Origin of the sequence: Limosilactobacillus caccae (assembly GCF_900156885.1) — a bacterium.
Classification (GTDB): domain Bacteria; phylum Bacillota; class Bacilli; order Lactobacillales; family Lactobacillaceae; genus Limosilactobacillus; species Limosilactobacillus caccae.
This window is the reverse complement of the sequence record NZ_FTOY01000011.1, coordinates 323,092-339,536: the sequence shown is the minus strand read 5'-3', so window position 1 is coordinate 339,536 and position 16,445 is coordinate 323,092. Positions and strand designations below refer to the sequence as shown.

Sequence of the window (16,445 nt, the reverse complement as noted above, 5' to 3'; positions counted from 1 at the left end):
GAAAAATTTTTTCACCAGCCTTTTATTTTAAATCTCTTATGCACTTCGCCAACCACGGGCGGCTAAAAGTTATGGACCATGTAGTTGACCGCCTTTAATAACTCCCGCCGAGTCACGATCCCAATAAAATTACGGTCATGATCAATAACGGGGAGAAATGACTGGTCAATTAGCAGGTGGAGGTTCGTCTCAATATCTTCCGGGTCAGTCACCACGGGAGCGTCAGTTTGCATTACGTCACCGACAACTAGTTGTGAAAGGCAATCCGTATTGACCGTTGCCGTCCCAAGCATCTTTTCCGTAATCATCGCTAAAGAGATTTGCCCACAATAATGGTTCTTATTATCAACAACAATAATCTTGGCGTAGCGGTTCTTAGTCAGGAGCAAAAATGCATGATCCAAGCTGTTGCTCTGATTAACCGTTGCCACGAGGCTCGCTGGGATCATAAACTTCTGCTTATTTGCCATTAATAAAGCTTGCAGCCGTTGATCAATCATCACATACTCCTTATTGCCGGTTAAATTCACAATGCAGTTGCGAAACAGCTGCCATTTGCCGATCATAGAAGTCAACGACAAACCGGGTCGGCTGGGCATCAACAATCGCAAAGGTGCCACCTAGTCCAGCATATTTCCCCCGGGGAAGGCTAATGCTTCCCGGATTAATGATTAACATCCCGTGGTCGTATTCCACGCCTAACTGGTGAGTATGGCCGTAGCAAACAATCGTCGCCCCGACTTCTTCCCCCTTTAGCATCAATGGCGTTAACGACGAATTAACCCGGTACAGGTGGCCGTGGGTCGTAAAGATCCGTTCACTGCCCTCCTGGACAAGTAATTCGTTGGGGTAGTCAAGGCGGTAGTCATTATTCCCCTTAACAGCGGCAAACTGCGGCATCGGCACGGCTGTCGGTGATAGTTCTGAATCCCCACAGTGAATCAAGACGTCTACTTGCGGCGCCATTTCAGCAACAACCTGCTTTAAGATTTCCTGGTCACGGTGGTTGTCACTAATAATCAATGCCTTCATAATCAAGCCCACCAATCATTAAATTTTTGCATAAATTCCCGCAGTGCCCGGCCACGATGACTCACCCGGTTCTTTTGGGCGGCTGTCAATTCTGCCATTGCGCACTGCAGTTCGTCAACGTAGAACAACGGATCGTAGCCAAAACCGTTTTTACCAGTCAGCTCATGAAGGATGTGGCCATCAACCCGGCCATTGGCGACCAGTTTGCTGCCATCCGGCTTAATTGCCACAATGGTCGTATGAAAATGAGCTGTCCGTTGCTCATCCGGAACAGTGGCTAGTTCCGCCAATAATTTGGCATTATTCGCCTGGTCATCATGGTCACCCGCATACCGGGCAGAATGAACACCAGGTGCGCCATTAAGGGCATCGACAACCAGGCCAGAGTCATCGGCCATCACTGGTAAATTTAACGCTGCCGCTGCGGTCTTGGCCTTAATCGTCGCATTTTCTTCAAAGGTCTGCCCGTTCTCGTCAATCTTAATTGGTGGAAAGTCCGCTAACGTCTTTACGGTGATGCCCAGCGGCGCTAACATCTCCCGGTACTCCCGCGCTTTTCCCGCATTCTTCGTTGCAATCACGATTGTTTTCATTCCCTAGTCCTCCCTTAAGTCAAGGTGTTGACACCTTGTATAACCATCTGGCAGCCATTTGTCAGCGCCGGCAACGAGGTCTTTTACGTCCCCCGTTGAATATAAGTCAATCGCTGGTTTGCGACCATCACTTAACAGGCCACGGCTAGTAAGTAAGTCCTTGGTCTGGCTAATTGTTTCAAAGGCCGGATCAATCAGTCGCACATTGTCCCCTAGCTTATTGCTAATCTCCTGCTGCAGAAATGGGAAGTGGGTGCATCCCAGGATCAATGCCTGAATCTGCTGGTGATCATAAACTGCCAATTCACGATCAACCGCCTGCTGGGCTTTTTTGGTCCCGGTCTGCCCGTGTTCAACAATTGACACCAACGGCTGGGCAGGCTGACTAATCACCGTCAAATCAGGGGCCAGCTTTGCCAGGGTCCGTTCATATGCCCCGTTTTTAATTGTTGATTCCGTCCCAATAACACCAATTTTTTGGTAACCATGCTTTGTCGCCGCAATTGCCCCCGGCTCAATAACGCCGATTACGGGAATTGGTAGTTGCTGTTGCAAGAGCGGTAATGCCGCCGCCGTTGCTGTATTGCAGGCAATAATCATTAACTTTGCCTGCTGGGCTACTAAAAATTCACCAATTGCCAATGCAAAACGCTGGACCTGTTCCTTAGTCTTGGTCCCATAAGGGAAATGTCCCTGGTCGCCAACAAATATTACTGATTCTGCCGGCAACTGATCACGTAATACCCGGGTAACAGACAGGCCACCCAAGCCAGAATCCATAATCCCAATTGGTCGCTTATCCATTCTTTGACACCTCGTTAAAGTTAAAACGTTTAAAGCTTTGAAACTATATTATCCTTTTCTCCGTAATATTTTGCAAGTTTTTCTCTTTTTGACCTATTAAGATCCTTATTTTTAAGTATAATAAGAATGATTGCTAAAAAGGAGCGAGTTGATTATGAGTCAAAAATTATATAACCAGTTACTTCAGGGTCATCAGGGGTTAGCAGCTGGCACAATGCGGGATGTAATCTTACCCGCGATCCTAGGAAAGGAAACGGACGAGATGCTTTACTGGATCGGTAAAGACCTTGCCCGGGTCTACCCCGTCGCTACCAGTGAGGACTTAATCTACTTGACCAATCAACTTGGCTTTGGCCGCTTAGTCCAACGGAAGAAGAGTAACACGAGCCAAATTTGGCGGTTAACGGGGCCAATCGTCAAGGAACGGATCCAACGCAACGATGAGGAAACCTCCTTTGGCCTTGAATGTGGTTTTCTCGCCCAGGAAATTGAATTTCAGCTTGGCACTGTTGCCGAGTCAAAAGTTTTTGACCTCCACCGTGACTACGTTGAAATTTTAGTGCAAAATGACCCCCTGAGCTCCGCAGACAACGAGCACACTGAAATGGTAACCTTTATCGACATCGACCGCCCTGACAAAGAACCCCACGATAAAAAAGAGACCTCCCTCTTCGGCTTGAAGCGCAAAAAGAAGGGAAAGAAAGAGGAGGCAGCTAAAGATTCCACTAAAAAAGACTAGCGAAAAATTCTCGCTAGTCTTTTTTTGATCAACAAAGGAGTCCGCCTAATATTGTTGCAGGATTTGCTTTAATTGGTCTTCGCTGTGGTAACCAACAATCTGGTCAACGACTTCACCATCTTTTTTAACCAGTAAGGTTGGGATACTCATGATCCTGAACTTTTGGGCAGTCTCAGGATACTCGTCAACATCCATCTTAAAGAACTTAACATCTGCCATCTTTTCTGACAATGCATCGACAACTGGTGATTGCATCCGACATGGACCACACCAGGTAGCCCAGAAGTCCGTTAAGGTAACACCAGTAGCAGTATCTTGTTCAAAGCTTTGGTCAGTTGTTACATTTACAGCCATTATTTAGTTCCTCCTTAATCCTAATATCGTTATTCTAACAAATCCCTTTTCAGATGTCATTTTCCCTGCTTGCAAATCATAAGTTAACGATTGTCGCCCCATCGCCACCAGCATTTGGTGCCGCATAGCTAAATGATTTCACCCGCGGATTGCTTTGGAGGTACTGCTGGGTCCCCTTCCGCAATGCACCGGTTCCCTTACCGTGGATAACCGTGACCGTCGATAAGTTATTTAGCAAGGCGTGATCGATAAAGTCGCTCAGCTCACTCATCGCTTGTTCATAACGGTGACCACGCAGGTCTAAACGTGCAGAGGTCTTCCTCGTCTGGGTCGTGTGAACCGCCGCCCGTGGTCGCCGTTGGGCATCTTTTTCCCGGGGAAGGTCTTTTTTAGCGACCTTTTCAAGATCACGTTCATCAATTGCCATCTTGAGGATTCCAATTTGAACTTCCCACTTATGATTTCCCCGCTTGGAAAGCAGTTCACCATACTGGCCATAGGATTTGACGAGGACGGCATCCCCCTTATGCAGGTCATGCTTTTGTTTGGCCCGCTGTAAGACAGAATTATGCCGCAGACGCGGATTATCTTGGTGCAAGGCATTTAATTTCCCCTGCGCATCGATTAACTCGTTCTCCTTTACATGGCCCCCCTGCTGAACTTCTAGCTGGCGGAGATGGTGGATAATACGGTCGGCCTTTCTCTTCGCCATTGATACTTGGTGGTTGGCCTTCGAACGCGCCTGTTCGTATAGCTTATCCCGTTGCTCATTAAAGCGGCCGAGCTTTTCAGTTAGTTCTTGCTGGGTCTGCTTATTTTCTGCTACCAGCTTGGCAAGCCGTTCACTCTCTTCCCGGGCCTTCTTTCGTTGCTCAACGAGGTCACCAATCATCTTATTTAGGTCCTGGCTGTCATCGCTGACCAGCGCACGCGCCTCATCAATAATTGTCGAGGAAATCCCTAAGCGTTGCGCAATCTCCAGCCCATTAGACTGTCCCGGTACCCCTAAGAGCAAGTGGTAAGTCGGCTGCAGGGTTTCCTGGTCAAATTCCATACTAGCATTGATTGTCTTTGCCCGGTCATAGCCGTAAATCTTCAATTCCGGATAGTGGGTCGTAATGACAACCATACTCCCCTTGGCGCCAATCTCATCGAGAATCGCCATGGCGAGCGCTGCCCCTTCCTTCGGGTCAGTCCCGGCACCCAGCTCATCGAGTAAGATCAAACTCTGGTCGGTGATTTGCTCAAGGATTGATTTAACCCCGTCCATGTGCCCAGAGAAGGTACTCAGGTTTTGTTCCAGTGACTGCTCATCCCCGATATCAGCAAAAATATTATCAAAAATGCCAATTGTACTGCCTTCATTAGCAGGGATAAAGAGGCCGGATTGCCCCATCAGCTGGATAATTCCTAATGTCTTTAAGGTGATCGTCTTCCCACCGGTGTTTGGCCCGGTAATCACAATTGCCTGGTAGTCGTCCCCAATCTTAATGTCATTGGCCACTACTCGTTGGGGATCAATCAACGGGTGACGTGCCTGGCGAAGGAAAACATGGTTCTCCTTACTCAACAATGGGAGGGTGGCCTTAGTATCATGTGCCCAGCGTGCCTTTGCATTGATAAAGTCGAGGTGGCCAAGGATTGTCTCGTTTTGCCCAATATCATGCCGGTACGGGGCAATCAGTTTTGAAAGTTCCATTAAGACCCGCCGCATCTCTTGCCGTTCTTCGATTTGTGCTTGCCGTAACCGGTTATTCGAGTCAACAACGGCAGCCGGTTCGATATATAAGGTCTGGCCACTGGCACTCTGGTCATGGACGACCCCGCCAAATTTGTTGCGGTAACGGGCAATTACCGGAATTACGTACCGCTCGTTCCGTAATGTCACGATTGGTTCACTCAGGTACTTGGCATTCTTCCCCCGGGTGTAGTTTTCCATTTGCTGGTGGATCATCGTCTCCGTCTTGGTGATCAGTTGGCGGATTCCATGCAACTTTGCTGACGCCTCATCATTAATCCGCCCATCGGGGTCAATTGACCGGGTTAAGCGCTGGGTGATTGACGGAATCGTTACTAGTTGGTCTACCTGGTCGTTTAAGACCCGCAAGCGCACCTTCTTCTCCCGCATCTCGTCAAAAAAGTTCTTCACGCTCATGCTGGTTTGCAATACCTTCGTAATCTGGGCAAGTTCTGTCCCGTTGAGGTTGGCCTTAATTTTTAACCGCTTTAACTGCGGCTTGATGTTCGCTAGTTGGGGAATCGGGATACCATCTTCTAGCCGTAAGATATCGGCCCCGTCCGTCGTCTCAACCAATAAGTCCTGTACTGCTTGGTAATCTGTTTGCGGACGAAGGGCTGCTAATTCCCGCTGTCCAGCCGCTGAAACTAAGTACTGGGCAAGCTGGCCCTTAATCCGGTCAAATTCAAGTGTTTCTAAAATTTTATCGTTCATTTTATCCTCCTCAAATAAGAGTATGAATCACTAACTGCGCCATCCCTGGTGTCTGCGTGATGATAAAACGGGCTAACCCAGAATTGGCAATCTGCAGCTGCCACCACTCCCCTGGCCACAGCTGCATCACAATCAAGACAACATAAATAATCACATAACCGATTAAAAAAGAAATCAGGCCGCCAACCAGTTGGTCAACTGTGCCGATAATTGGGAGGTGTCTTATCCAGTTTAATTGACGAATCCCCCAATGACAAATAATTGATACTGCGGTAAAAATTACCATAAAGGCAACCCCGTTATAAAAGAACAGGTTGCTATTGATATTGTTTAACAAGTTGGCAGAAAAAGTTGCTGATTCGCCAATCGGTGGCAAAAAGGACTTTAGCCAACTGCCGACCAGCTGGGTCCCTTGCCGGGCGACCAGCCAGGCGATGATATAAGTTCCGAGCATTAAAACCATCGCCAACAGTCCCCGTCGCCGGCCATTAATAAAGCAGCCTAATAAAATTAAGATAATAAATGTTGTTAAAACCATCCTGGTGCCCCTATTTTCGTTCTTAAAGAATAAAGGGACTGCGACATCTACTTCGCAGTTCCCTTTATTACTTTGATTTAGTTGTGAAGACTAAGCTTTAAAATTACCATCGTTATCAAGGAATGTGTTTAAGACTTCTTCAACCATGTCCCATTCCTTATCATCTTCAATTGGAACAAGGTCCTGGCCGTCGTCATCCTGATTATCAGTGACGATGTAAGCTTGAATATCAACTGATTCGTCATTCTCTTGTTCTGCCGGATAAATAAAGATGTATGACTTACCGTAGTCATCGGAGTCAAAGGTGAACAATTCCTTAAATAGTTGTTCGTTACCATCTTCATCAATCAAAGTAATTAAGTTTTCGTTGTTTTCTTGTTGTTTACTCATAATAATTCCTCATTTTAATTTTGCGACAAGGCGGCCATGACGGTCTAAGTAACTCTGCAAGATAAACGTCGCCGCGACTTCATCAATTACCTTTTTTTGCTTGGCCCGTGAAATATCAGCCTCTTCAACGAGCATCCGGTGTGCTTCCACTGTTGTTAGCCGTTCATCTTGAAAATCAATTGGAATATCTGGAAAACGTGCTTGCAACAGCTCACCGTAATGCTGTGATGCTTCGACCCGGGGGCCTTCTGTGTTATTCATGTTCTTTGGCAGGCCGATGACAAACCCAGCAACCTGCTCTTTTTGGACTAACTCTGCTACCCGGTCAATGCCAAAGACTTCATTTTCCTCGTCGATTGGAATAATCTCAACCGCCTGGGCCGTCCAACCGAGGGGGTCACTAACCGAAATTCCAACCGTCTTAGACCCGACATCTAATCCCATTAACCTCATTTAGTCTCACCATTATTCTTCAGGTATGACCGCACGAGTTCTTCAATGATTTCGTCACGTTCATGCTGACGAATTAAGTTACGCGCATCGTTTAAACGCGGAATGTATGCCGGATCACCTGACAAAAGATACCCCACAATCTGGTTAATCGGGTTGTACCCCTTTTCTTCTAATGATTCATATACCGTCTTAAGCGTTTGTTTAATGTCTTCTTGACGTTCTTGACCAAAATCAAAGAACATCGTTTTATCATTTGTAGCCATCACTCGTCACCTCCAGATATTCTATTCGACTTTCTATTTTACTATATTCCACAAGAAAGCTCAATTTACAGGCGCCTTTTGTAAGTAAATAGTAATCTAATTTCGGCCAGTAAAAAAGACCGGGGTAATCCCGATCTTTAATTGCTTATTTTTCCAAGTATTCTACCGCTTGCTTTAGAGCATCTTGGATTCCAGCCGGGTTCTTTCCACCAGCTTGGGCAAGGTTCGGCCGGCCACCACCGCCCCCATTGATTGCGGGCGCAATGGCCTTAATCAAGTCACCAGCCTTGATGCCATCCTTAACCTTATCATCACTCACTGCAACTAATAGGTTAGCCTTGCCGTCATTAGCGGTTGCAAGGACAAGGACATCAGAGAGTGCCTTGGCCCGCCAAGTATCAGCTAATTGCCGTAATTGGCCCATTCCGGCAACCTTAACTTCAGCAGCAATTAGGCTTCCCTGCTTAGTTTCCTTAACATCTTCAAAGACATTATTAGCCTGTTGAGCGGCAATCTTTGCCTGCAATGCTTCGCTTTCCTTTTGGGCCGCCTTTAGCTCGCTTTGTAATGTCTTAACCTGGTGAGGTACTTCCTTAATCTGGGCAACCTTCAGGTCTCCTGCGACCTGGGTCAGTAAGTCATCACGGTCTTGCAAGAACTTAAAGGCATCACTTGCAGTAACAGCTTCAATCCGGCGAACACCTGCGCCGACTCCCCCTTCAGAAACAATCTTAAAGAGGCCTAGTTCGTTAGTGTTCTTAACATGGTCCCCACCACAAAATTCGGTGTTGTAGTCCCCAATCTTAACAACCCGGACCTTATCACCGTACTTATCGGAGAAGAGGGCAATTGCCCCCATTTCCTTAGCGGAATCAATGTCTGTTTCAACGGTCTTAACGGGGATTTCCTTCCAGATTTGTTCGTTAACCATCTGTTCAACCGCCTTAAGGTCCTTTGCCGTTACTTGACCAAAGTGGTTAAAGTCAAAACGCAGGTAGTGCTCCTCGACTAATGATCCGGCTTGTTGGGTGTGACCACCGAGCACGTTCCGCAAGGCTTGGTCAAGCAAGTGCGTAGCAGTGTGGTTCTTTTCGATCTTGAGGTGGCGAATCCGGTCAACGACCAGTTTGTAGCGGGCCCCCTTCTTAAGCGGTGCTGTCAGTTCAACCCGGTGCAGGTTTTGCTGGTTGGGCGCATGTTGAACATCAACAACCCGGCCGACTTGCTTACCGTAATTATCAATGATGTCACCAGTATCAGCGACTTGGCCCCCCATTTCCGCATAGAATGGAGTCACATCAAAGATCACTTCGATGTTTTCATCACTCGGTTCTGCCTTATCAGCTTGCTGACCATCGTGAGCTAACCCAATTACCTTGGCATCATTGACGGTTAGGTCCGTGTATCCGACATACTTGCTTTCGTCCTTGAAGTCCGTCCACAAGTCAGTTTGGACACCCATCCCGTTATCCATGTCACGCGCATTCCGTGCCCGGTTCTGCTGCTCAGTCATGGCTGCCTGGAAGCCAGCCTCATCAACCGTCAGCCCTTCATCACTGGCATATTCCTTGGTCAGTTCGATTGGGAAGCCGTAAGTGTCATAGAGCTTGAAGGCAGTCTTCCCATCAATTTCGTTGGTCCCGCTCTTCTTGGCGTCGGCGATCACGTCATTAAGAAGGTTAAGTCCCCCATTCAGGGTTGCACTAAAGCGGTCTTCTTCTGACTTGATCACGGAGGCAATGTAATCAGCATTCTTTAATACATCCGGGTAGTAATCTTCCATAATCTTGCCGACAGTCGGCACCATCTTGGCCAAGAATGGTTCATCAATTCCTAACTTCTTACCGGCAACAACTGCCCGCCGGAGCAACCGCCGGATGACATAGCCCCGCCCAACATTTGATGGTAAGGCGCCATCACCAATGGCAAAGGTAATTGTCCGAATATGGTCAGCGATGATCTTAAATTGAATGTCATCTTCCTTGCTTTCACCATACTTCTTCGTTCCACTAAATTCTTCAGTCTGCTTAATCAGCGGCATAAAGAGGTCGGTTTCAAAGTTTGTTGGGGCGTTTTCAAAAATCGAAACAACCCGTTCCAACCCCATCCCCGTATCAATGTTCTTATGCGGAAGTGGTTCGTAAGTATCTTCTGGCGTGTGGTTGAACTGACTGAAAACGATGTTCCAAATTTCTAAGTAACGTTCGTTTTCACCACCAGGATAGTTTTCTGGGTCATCATCAGCCAGGTTGTTAAATTCCTGTCCCCGGTCATAGAAGATTTCAGTGTCTGGACCGGAAGGACCCTGACCAATGTCCCAGAAGTTATCTTCATCCGCAATCAAGTGGTCCTCGGCAACACCGACTTCGCGCCACTTATTGTAAGCATCGTGGTCCTTCGGGTAGTAGGTGATGTACAAGCGTTCGGGGTCAAAGCCAAACCAGTCATCACTAGTCAAAAGTTCCCATGCCCATGGAATAACTTCATTTTTAAAGTAATCCCCAACAGAGAAGTTCCCAAGCATTTCAAACATGGTGTGGTGGCGCGCCGTCTTACCGACATTTTCAATATCATTGGTCCGAATACTCTTTTGGGAAGAAGTCATCCGCGGATTTTCTGGAACAACTTTCCCATCAAAGTACTTCTTCATCGTTGCTACCCCGGAATTGATCCAGAGTAAGGTCGGGTCATTTACTGGCACCAGTGAAGCACTTGGCATAATTTTGTGGCCGTGTTCCTCAAAGAACTTGAGGTACATCCGCCGAACTTGCGCACTGTTCAGCTTTTTTAATTCTTTCATCAAATCGCCCTTTCTAAAAACAAAAATCCACCCTTGCGATCAGAGACGCCGGACGACGCGGTACCACTCTGTTTGCAACGATGGATTTCGTTTACCTCTTTAATTCTTGGTTTCCCAAGCTTAACTATCAAATTGTCCGAATGGGGAGCACTAGTGCCGCAGAATCAGCCGTCGCACTAACCCGGCTGTCCCTTGAATTCTGCTTGGCACTAGCATATCCCAAACGAGTCATATTATAGCCGACAATTACTTTAAAATCAACGGGCATTTCTTTCCCGCCGGTGCTGCTTTTGCCGGGCGCGCTTGGCCTTGCGGATCTTATGGCGAAGCTCAAGCCGCCGTTTTTGCTGCTCATCTTCTTTAATCGCCCGCTTGATCCGCTTCTTATAACCCGGTTTGACCTTCTTCTTAGTCTTCTTGACATAACCCTTCATCGACGGGTCAAGCTCTTCTTGCCGCCGCTTATAGTGCTTCCGCCGGTTGCGGTCGTGGGTGGTTACTACCCGCCCATTTTTTAACTGCTTCGGCACAAATTTAATCCCCCGCTCTTCTAACTTCGCAATTAAGTCATCTTCTGCGGGTTCATACAGGGTAATCGCGGTGCCCTTCATCCCGTTACGGCCGGTCCGGCCAACCCGGTGAACAAAGTATTCCAGGTCCGTCGGAAGGTCATCATTAATCACCAATGAGACCCCATCGATGTCAATTCCCCGGGCAGCGAGGTCGGTAGCGACAACGTATTGAAAATCAAGGTCCCGGATTTGCCGCATTGTCCGCTTCCGCCGGCGGGCTTCCAGTCCCCCGTGGATCATGGCAACCTTAAGTCCTTGTTCTTCAAGGTAGTGGGTTAGTTCAACGACCCGTTCCTTCGTGTTTGCAAAGACGAGGGCCAAGTAGGGCTCCCCCATCGTTAACAACTGGTAGACCAGCTGGTTGCGGTCCTGCCCCTTCGTTGACATTAACCAATTATCAACATCCGGATTAATAACCGCCGTCGTCGGAATTTCTTCGACTACCGGATTTTCCATATACTTCTTCAGAAACGGCCGCAACTTTTGTGGAATCGTCGCCGAGAAGACCATCATCTGCAGGTCTTCTGGGAAGTGACTCGCAATCTGGTCAACCTCGTGCAAGAACCCCATGTCAAGGGTCATGTCTGCTTCGTCAACAACAAACATTGTCGCCGTATGGATATCAAGGGCCTGACTCTTCACCAGGTCAAGCACCCGCCCCGGGGTCCCGATGACTAGCTGTGGCTGCCGCCGTTCAAGTTGGTCAAGCTGGTGCTGCTTATCAGTGCCGCCAACATAGTTGTGAATCGTTAATGGCACATCGGCAAACTTGTTCAACTGCTTAGCCGCACTGTAAATCTGGTAGGCTAACTCCCGGCTGGGCGTTGTAATTACCGCCTGCACCTCTTGCTTTGCCGGGTCAATCTTTGAAAAGAGCGGAAGAAGGAAGGCATGGGTTTTCCCACTACCAGTTGCCGATTGGCCGACAACACTTTGTCCCGCCATTACAACGGGAATTACTTTTTCCTGCACCGGCGTCGGTTTTTGGAAGTTAATTTTTTTGATTGCTGTTAACAGGTATGGTTTTAACTGAAAATCAGCAAAGGTCATGTTACTCATAAGTATTTTCCTTTCATTTCTGGTTGTGGTATTCACTCGTCAACTGGTCAAGCTCTGCAATCACCTGCTTGATTTCTTCTTCATCCTTTGCCTTTGCCCCACTAGCAAGTGCGTGTCCACCACCATCATGGTGCTTAGCTAATTCGTTAATGGCCGGGCCCTTTGACCGCAGGCGGATCCGGTAATGCTCATCTTCTTGTTCAACAAAGATTGCCCAGGCGCAAACGTCGTGAATCCGTCCTGGCAAGGACACGATGGCCGAAGTCCCGGCCTCAGTCAAGCCAAACTTAGCCAAAACATCGTTGGTCAGAATAACGTATGCTGCCCCGTGATCCAAAATCGTCAAGTGCTCATAGACATACGCAGAAAGGCGCGCGACCGGTAAGCTAATCTCATTTTCGTGCTGGCTGATTTCCGCCGCATTCGCCCCAGCGGCCATCAATGCCCCCGCAACGAGCATCGTCCGCGGCGTCGTTGCTGGATAAAGGAACCGCCCGGTATCACCGATAATTCCGGCATAAAGGGCATGGGCAGCCTTCTGTGGTAATGTCAATTCTTTTGCAAAGTGTTGGTAAAAGTCATAAATCATCTCTGAACAGCTGGAAGCATCTGGCTCAACCCACATCAGGTCACCGAATGGCTCGTCGTTCGGGTGGTGGTCAATTTTAATCAATTTATCCCCGTTATCAAAGCGGCGGTCATCGATCCGGGGAGCATTGGCGGTATCAGTGACGATTACTAAGGCGTCATCGAAGGTCTGCCCATCAATCTCGTCCATCTCTCCAATCCAGTCAAAGCCGGGAATATGCTTTCCGACAGTATAGATCTGCTTATAAGGAAATGAGGCACGAAGAATCTCCGCTAACCCAATTTGTGAACCAATTGCATCTGGATCAGGCCGCTGGTGGCGGTGAATAATAATCTTGTTATACTTTTTAATTTGTTCAAAAATTGCTGCTAATGGATCTGCCATTATCCTCGCTCCTCATTCAATTAAATTTTACGCTACCCTTTAGTATATCAACAAACTGGATTGAGCACCAAGGATTCGCCAAAATAAAAAGTGAAGACCGGCATTTTTCATTCCCGTCTTCACTTTGTTAGTAATTATTTCTTTTCTGCGCTGTCACTATCCGCGGCACTACTTGCAGGCGCTTCTTCACTAGCAGCACTGCTTGCGACTGCTTCGGCGCTCGTTGCTGCTGAAGTTTCATCGGCAGCCGTACTTGCTGAATCAGCAGCTTTACTGGTGGTTTCTTCTTCAGTACCAGCCCGCTTTACAACCCGGGCGATTGCGACCATATCAAAGGTAAGGTAAATTCCTTCACAATCGAGGGTAACAGTCCGGTCACTCTGATTGATTGAATCAATCTTTCCGTGCATCCGGCCAATCGTAACGACTTCATCACCAGGGTGTAACTCGTTCATCATCTCTTGGTGTTGCTTCCGTTGCTTTTGTTGTGGACGGATCATGAAGAAGTACATCAATGCCACCATCAAGATAATCAAGATGATTCCTGAATAACTACTTGCCCCGTTGGAAGCAGGTGCCCCCAGCACAAAATTACTTAAAACATTCACTGTTCTATCATCCCTTCAAAGTTAATCATTTTTACTTTAACAAACTTCACCTTAAAAAGCCATATCCGCTAAGGATTCTGCCGCAATTCTTGAATAAAACTTTCCAATTGTTGGTCTTCAATCGCCTGACGGATTTCACCCATTAACCGGTCTAAGACAAACAAGTTATGCTGCAGCAGCAACTGTTCACCAAGAATTGCATTACTAGTAACGAGTTGGTGGATTGTTGCCCGCCGATAGCCCCCCTGGCAAACTGGGCACTGGCATTTTTCATCAAGGGCGGTGAAGTCCGTTGCAAAGTGTTGCCGGTCCAGGTGGAGGCTTGTAAGGTGGGGACCAACTAGCGCAACGCCCATGCCCGCCTTTTTTGCCGCTAGGTCACTATCAATCAGGTCGACTCCCGCCAAAACTGCAATGAGCAGCTGGGTCAAGGATGAAGAAGTTGGTAAGTAGCGGAGGTGTGCTGCTGGTAATAGGTCAACCAGCTCATTCAAGATCCGGTTAAATTCCTTATCCGGCAAATCAGCCGGTATCCCAGCAAGGCTGTATCCTGCCATCCCGGCCTGCTGGACAGCCGACACACTCTTTTGGCGGAGGTCTTTTAGCCCCCCACCGGTTATTTTTCCTAGGGTTTGCCCGGCCACGGTGCTAGTAGCAGGAAGCCAGGCAGCCGTCTGTTCGACTCCTGCCGCAAGGTCGTCGACGGGGGCATAGTAGTCAACGCTCCGGTCAAATGATTGGTAGATATCAGCCCCGAGTGCTTGCTGGAGAGCTAACCCATCAGCCGGCTGATAAAACTTTAATTGGCCCGTGACCGGATCGTGAAAGCGAACGCCATCCTTTTTCCGGCCGCGTGGCTTTGCTGCCTGGTATGCCACCCTTGTCTGCTGGTCGACCAACAACAAGCCATTCCAGTGGTAAAAGTCGTGGAGGTCAGGAAGGCTGTTCACTTGGTGGTCAGCTTTCAGCCACCACGGTAAGCCATTGACCTTAATTGCGGCAACGTTAACCCGCTTTAACTGCCAGGCAGTCAGCTTCCCGAGCTCACCGCCAGTATGGACAAGTTGTGGTGTCGATAGCTCCTGGCCATTAACATGGACATGCCCTGTACGGGCGGCGGCAGCGGTCTGTTCAATTGTAAAGTTTAGTTCTTTCATTCTTTTCCCCAATCAGTTTTTATCGGTGGGATAGGTAAATCCCAGGTGCTCATAGGCTGCGGGAGTCACCATCCGTCCCCGCGGCGTCCGACTGATGAACCCAATTTGGATCAAGTAGGGTTCATACATTTCTTCAATCGTATTTGTTTCTTCCCCAATATTGGCAGCGATTGTCTTTAAGCCAACTGGTCCACCGTGATAGAAGTTAATCATTGTCAACAACATCTTCCGGTCAGTCTCATCCAGGCCGCGATCGTCAACCTGCAAGAGGGTCAAGGCTTTCTTAACAATCGGCGAATCAATACTGTGCTGGCCAGCAACCTGGGCAAAGTCCCGAACCCGTTTTAACAGCCGGTTGGCAATCCGTGGCGTTCCCCGCGAGCGGAGAGCCAGTTCATGTGCCCCTTCGTCTTCAATATTGGTATTAAAGATCGTCGCCGAACGGAAGATAATTTTGGTCAACTCTTCTGTTGTATAGTAGTTCATGTGCTCAACGATCCCAAAACGGTCGCGCAATGGTGCCGACAGCATCCCTGCCCGGGTGGTTGCCCCAATCAGCGTAAATGGTGGTAGCGGGAAGTGAACGGGGTGGGCAGTTGGTCCCTCACCGATCACAATATCAATATAATAGTCTTCCATTGCTGAGTAGAGCATTTCTTCAACAACTTTGGGCAGGCGGTGGATTTCATCAATAAATAACACATCGCCAGGCTTTAGTTCGTTTAATAACGCTACCAGGTCTCCCGGCTTTTCAATTGCGGGACCACTAGTCGTCTTAATATTGACACCCATCTCGTTAGCAATCACCATTGCCAACGTCGTTTTCCCTAAGCCGGGAGGGCCATACAAGAGGACGTGGTCTAGTGCTTCTTCCCGTGCCTGGGCAGCCTTGATGTATACCTGGAGCTCATGTTTAATTTTGGGTTGACCAATATATTCACGCAGCTTTTGCGGACGAAGGGTGACCTCTAATTGGTCCTCTTCAGCCCCAGTTGGCTGGTCTGATAAAACACCATGGTCCTTTTCCACTATTTATCCACCTCCTAATTTAACAACCGTAAGGCGTGACGCAGGTACTCATCTGTCGCCATTTCATCTTCTTTAGCAAGGCTCTTTTCTACCTTCTTAATGTCGCGTTCCTTATAACCAAGGGCGGCTAACGCTTCTAAGGCATCCTTTAGGGCCTGGTTTGTTGTAAGGCTAGCGCTAAGCGGACTAGGGTTAAAGAGGTCGCCATTAGCTTCCTTCGCCAATTTGTCCTTAAGGTCCAGCACAATCTGGGAAGCCGTCTTTTTCCCAATTCCGGGGAACTTTGTTAGGTAGCTGATATTATCATTGGTGATTGCATCAACTAAGCCCTGGTGGTCCGGGTTAGCAAGGATTGCTAAGGCACTCTTGGGGCCGATCCCTGAAACATTAATCAGCTGCATAAACAGGTTCTTTTCCTGGACATCAACAAAGCCAAACAGGGAAATATCATCATCCCGGACAGCCTGGTAGACATACACCTTCACCTTTTTGTGGTCATCGACCTGGTAACGGTAAGGATTAGCGACTAATAATTTGTAGCCGACCCCATTGACATCAACAACAATGTACTGGGGAGCAACAACGGCAATTAATCCAGTTAAATATTCGTACAAGCTGCTTCCTCCTCT

The 16,445-nt window shown here is 48.1% G+C and carries 18 protein-coding genes; 1 reads left to right on the top strand and 17 read right to left on the bottom strand.

Going from position 1 to position 16,445, the window contains the following annotated elements; all coding sequences use genetic code 11:
* Positions 1 to 62: 62 nt before the first annotated feature.
* From cbpB to murI, 4 genes are read right to left on the bottom strand one after another with little or no spacing between them, the layout of a single operon-like run.
* The gene (gene cbpB / locus CZ502_RS07680; RefSeq protein WP_076461242.1) at positions 63 to 500 is read right to left on the bottom strand and encodes a cyclic-di-AMP-binding protein CbpB; all 438 of its coding nucleotides are present in this window, start codon (positions 498 to 500) and stop codon (positions 63 to 65) included.
* Positions 501 to 510: 10 nt separating this feature from the next.
* Positions 511 to 1,032, bottom strand: coding sequence for a metallophosphoesterase (locus tag CZ502_RS07675; protein ID WP_076461239.1), 522 nt, complete (start codon positions 1,030 to 1,032; stop codon positions 511 to 513).
* 2 nt (positions 1,033 to 1,034) lie between these two features.
* Entirely contained in the window at positions 1,035 to 1,625 is a 591-nt protein-coding gene (locus tag CZ502_RS07670; RefSeq protein WP_076461236.1) for an XTP/dITP diphosphatase, read from the bottom strand.
* A 3-nt stretch (positions 1,626 to 1,628) separates the two neighbouring features.
* The gene (gene murI, locus CZ502_RS07665; RefSeq protein ID WP_076461234.1) at positions 1,629 to 2,429 is read right to left on the bottom strand and encodes a glutamate racemase; all 801 of its coding nucleotides are present in this window, start codon (positions 2,427 to 2,429) and stop codon (positions 1,629 to 1,631) included.
* 154 nt (positions 2,430 to 2,583) lie between these two features.
* On the opposite strand from murI, the gene CZ502_RS07660 reads away from it, so the two are divergent.
* Positions 2,584 to 3,168 (top strand): YslB family protein, encoded by a 585-nt coding sequence (locus CZ502_RS07660; protein WP_076461232.1) that lies wholly within the window; start codon positions 2,584 to 2,586, stop codon positions 3,166 to 3,168.
* Between the two features lie 45 nt (positions 3,169 to 3,213).
* On the opposite strand, the gene trxA is transcribed toward CZ502_RS07660, so the two are convergent.
* The 13 genes from trxA to ruvA form a co-directional block, all read right to left on the bottom strand.
* The gene (trxA, locus tag CZ502_RS07655) at positions 3,214 to 3,522 is read right to left on the bottom strand and encodes a thioredoxin (RefSeq protein ID WP_076461230.1); all 309 of its coding nucleotides are present in this window, start codon (positions 3,520 to 3,522) and stop codon (positions 3,214 to 3,216) included.
* Between the two features lie 76 nt (positions 3,523 to 3,598).
* On the bottom strand, positions 3,599 to 5,974 hold the full coding sequence (locus CZ502_RS07650) for an endonuclease MutS2 (RefSeq protein WP_076461227.1): 2,376 nt from the start codon (positions 5,972 to 5,974) through the stop codon (positions 3,599 to 3,601).
* A 10-nt stretch (positions 5,975 to 5,984) separates the two neighbouring features.
* The gene (locus tag CZ502_RS07645; RefSeq protein ID WP_076461225.1) at positions 5,985 to 6,512 is read right to left on the bottom strand and encodes a CvpA family protein; all 528 of its coding nucleotides are present in this window, start codon (positions 6,510 to 6,512) and stop codon (positions 5,985 to 5,987) included.
* A gap of 90 nt (positions 6,513 to 6,602) precedes the next feature.
* Positions 6,603 to 6,902, bottom strand: a complete 300-nt coding sequence (locus tag CZ502_RS07640) for a DUF1292 domain-containing protein (RefSeq protein ID WP_076461223.1) — start codon at positions 6,900 to 6,902, stop codon at positions 6,603 to 6,605.
* A 9-nt stretch (positions 6,903 to 6,911) separates the two neighbouring features.
* Entirely contained in the window at positions 6,912 to 7,355 is a 444-nt protein-coding gene (gene ruvX, locus CZ502_RS07635; RefSeq protein ID WP_076461221.1) for a Holliday junction resolvase RuvX, read from the bottom strand.
* Positions 7,352 to 7,618 carry an IreB family regulatory phosphoprotein gene (locus CZ502_RS07630; protein WP_003666685.1) on the bottom strand — a complete coding sequence of 89 codons (267 nt, stop codon included), beginning with the start codon at positions 7,616 to 7,618 and terminating at the stop codon, positions 7,352 to 7,354. Before CZ502_RS07630 ends, ruvX begins: the two co-directional genes overlap by 4 nt.
* 145 nt (positions 7,619 to 7,763) lie before the next feature.
* The gene (gene alaS / locus CZ502_RS07625; protein ID WP_076461219.1) at positions 7,764 to 10,418 is read right to left on the bottom strand and encodes an alanine--tRNA ligase; all 2,655 of its coding nucleotides are present in this window, start codon (positions 10,416 to 10,418) and stop codon (positions 7,764 to 7,766) included.
* A 257-nt stretch (positions 10,419 to 10,675) separates the two neighbouring features.
* Positions 10,676 to 12,049: a DEAD/DEAH box helicase gene (locus tag CZ502_RS07620; protein ID WP_076461217.1), complete on the bottom strand. Its 1,374-nt coding sequence runs from the start codon at positions 12,047 to 12,049 to the stop codon at positions 10,676 to 10,678.
* Between the two features lie 13 nt (positions 12,050 to 12,062).
* Entirely contained in the window at positions 12,063 to 13,022 is a 960-nt protein-coding gene (locus tag CZ502_RS07615) for a DHH family phosphoesterase (protein ID WP_076461215.1), read from the bottom strand.
* A gap of 134 nt (positions 13,023 to 13,156) precedes the next feature.
* On the bottom strand, positions 13,157 to 13,630 hold the full coding sequence (yajC, locus tag CZ502_RS07610; protein WP_076461213.1) for a preprotein translocase subunit YajC: 474 nt from the start codon (positions 13,628 to 13,630) through the stop codon (positions 13,157 to 13,159).
* Between the two features lie 68 nt (positions 13,631 to 13,698).
* On the bottom strand, positions 13,699 to 14,787 hold the full coding sequence (locus CZ502_RS07605) for a tRNA-ribosyltransferase family protein (protein WP_076461211.1): 1,089 nt from the start codon (positions 14,785 to 14,787) through the stop codon (positions 13,699 to 13,701).
* 12 nt (positions 14,788 to 14,799) lie between these two features.
* Positions 14,800 to 15,816: a Holliday junction branch migration DNA helicase RuvB gene (gene ruvB, locus CZ502_RS07600; protein WP_076461209.1), complete on the bottom strand. Its 1,017-nt coding sequence runs from the start codon at positions 15,814 to 15,816 to the stop codon at positions 14,800 to 14,802.
* Positions 15,817 to 15,830: 14 nt separating this feature from the next.
* Positions 15,831 to 16,430: a Holliday junction branch migration protein RuvA gene (ruvA, locus tag CZ502_RS07595; RefSeq protein WP_076461207.1), complete on the bottom strand. Its 600-nt coding sequence runs from the start codon at positions 16,428 to 16,430 to the stop codon at positions 15,831 to 15,833.
* Positions 16,431 to 16,445: the final 15 nt, after the last annotated feature.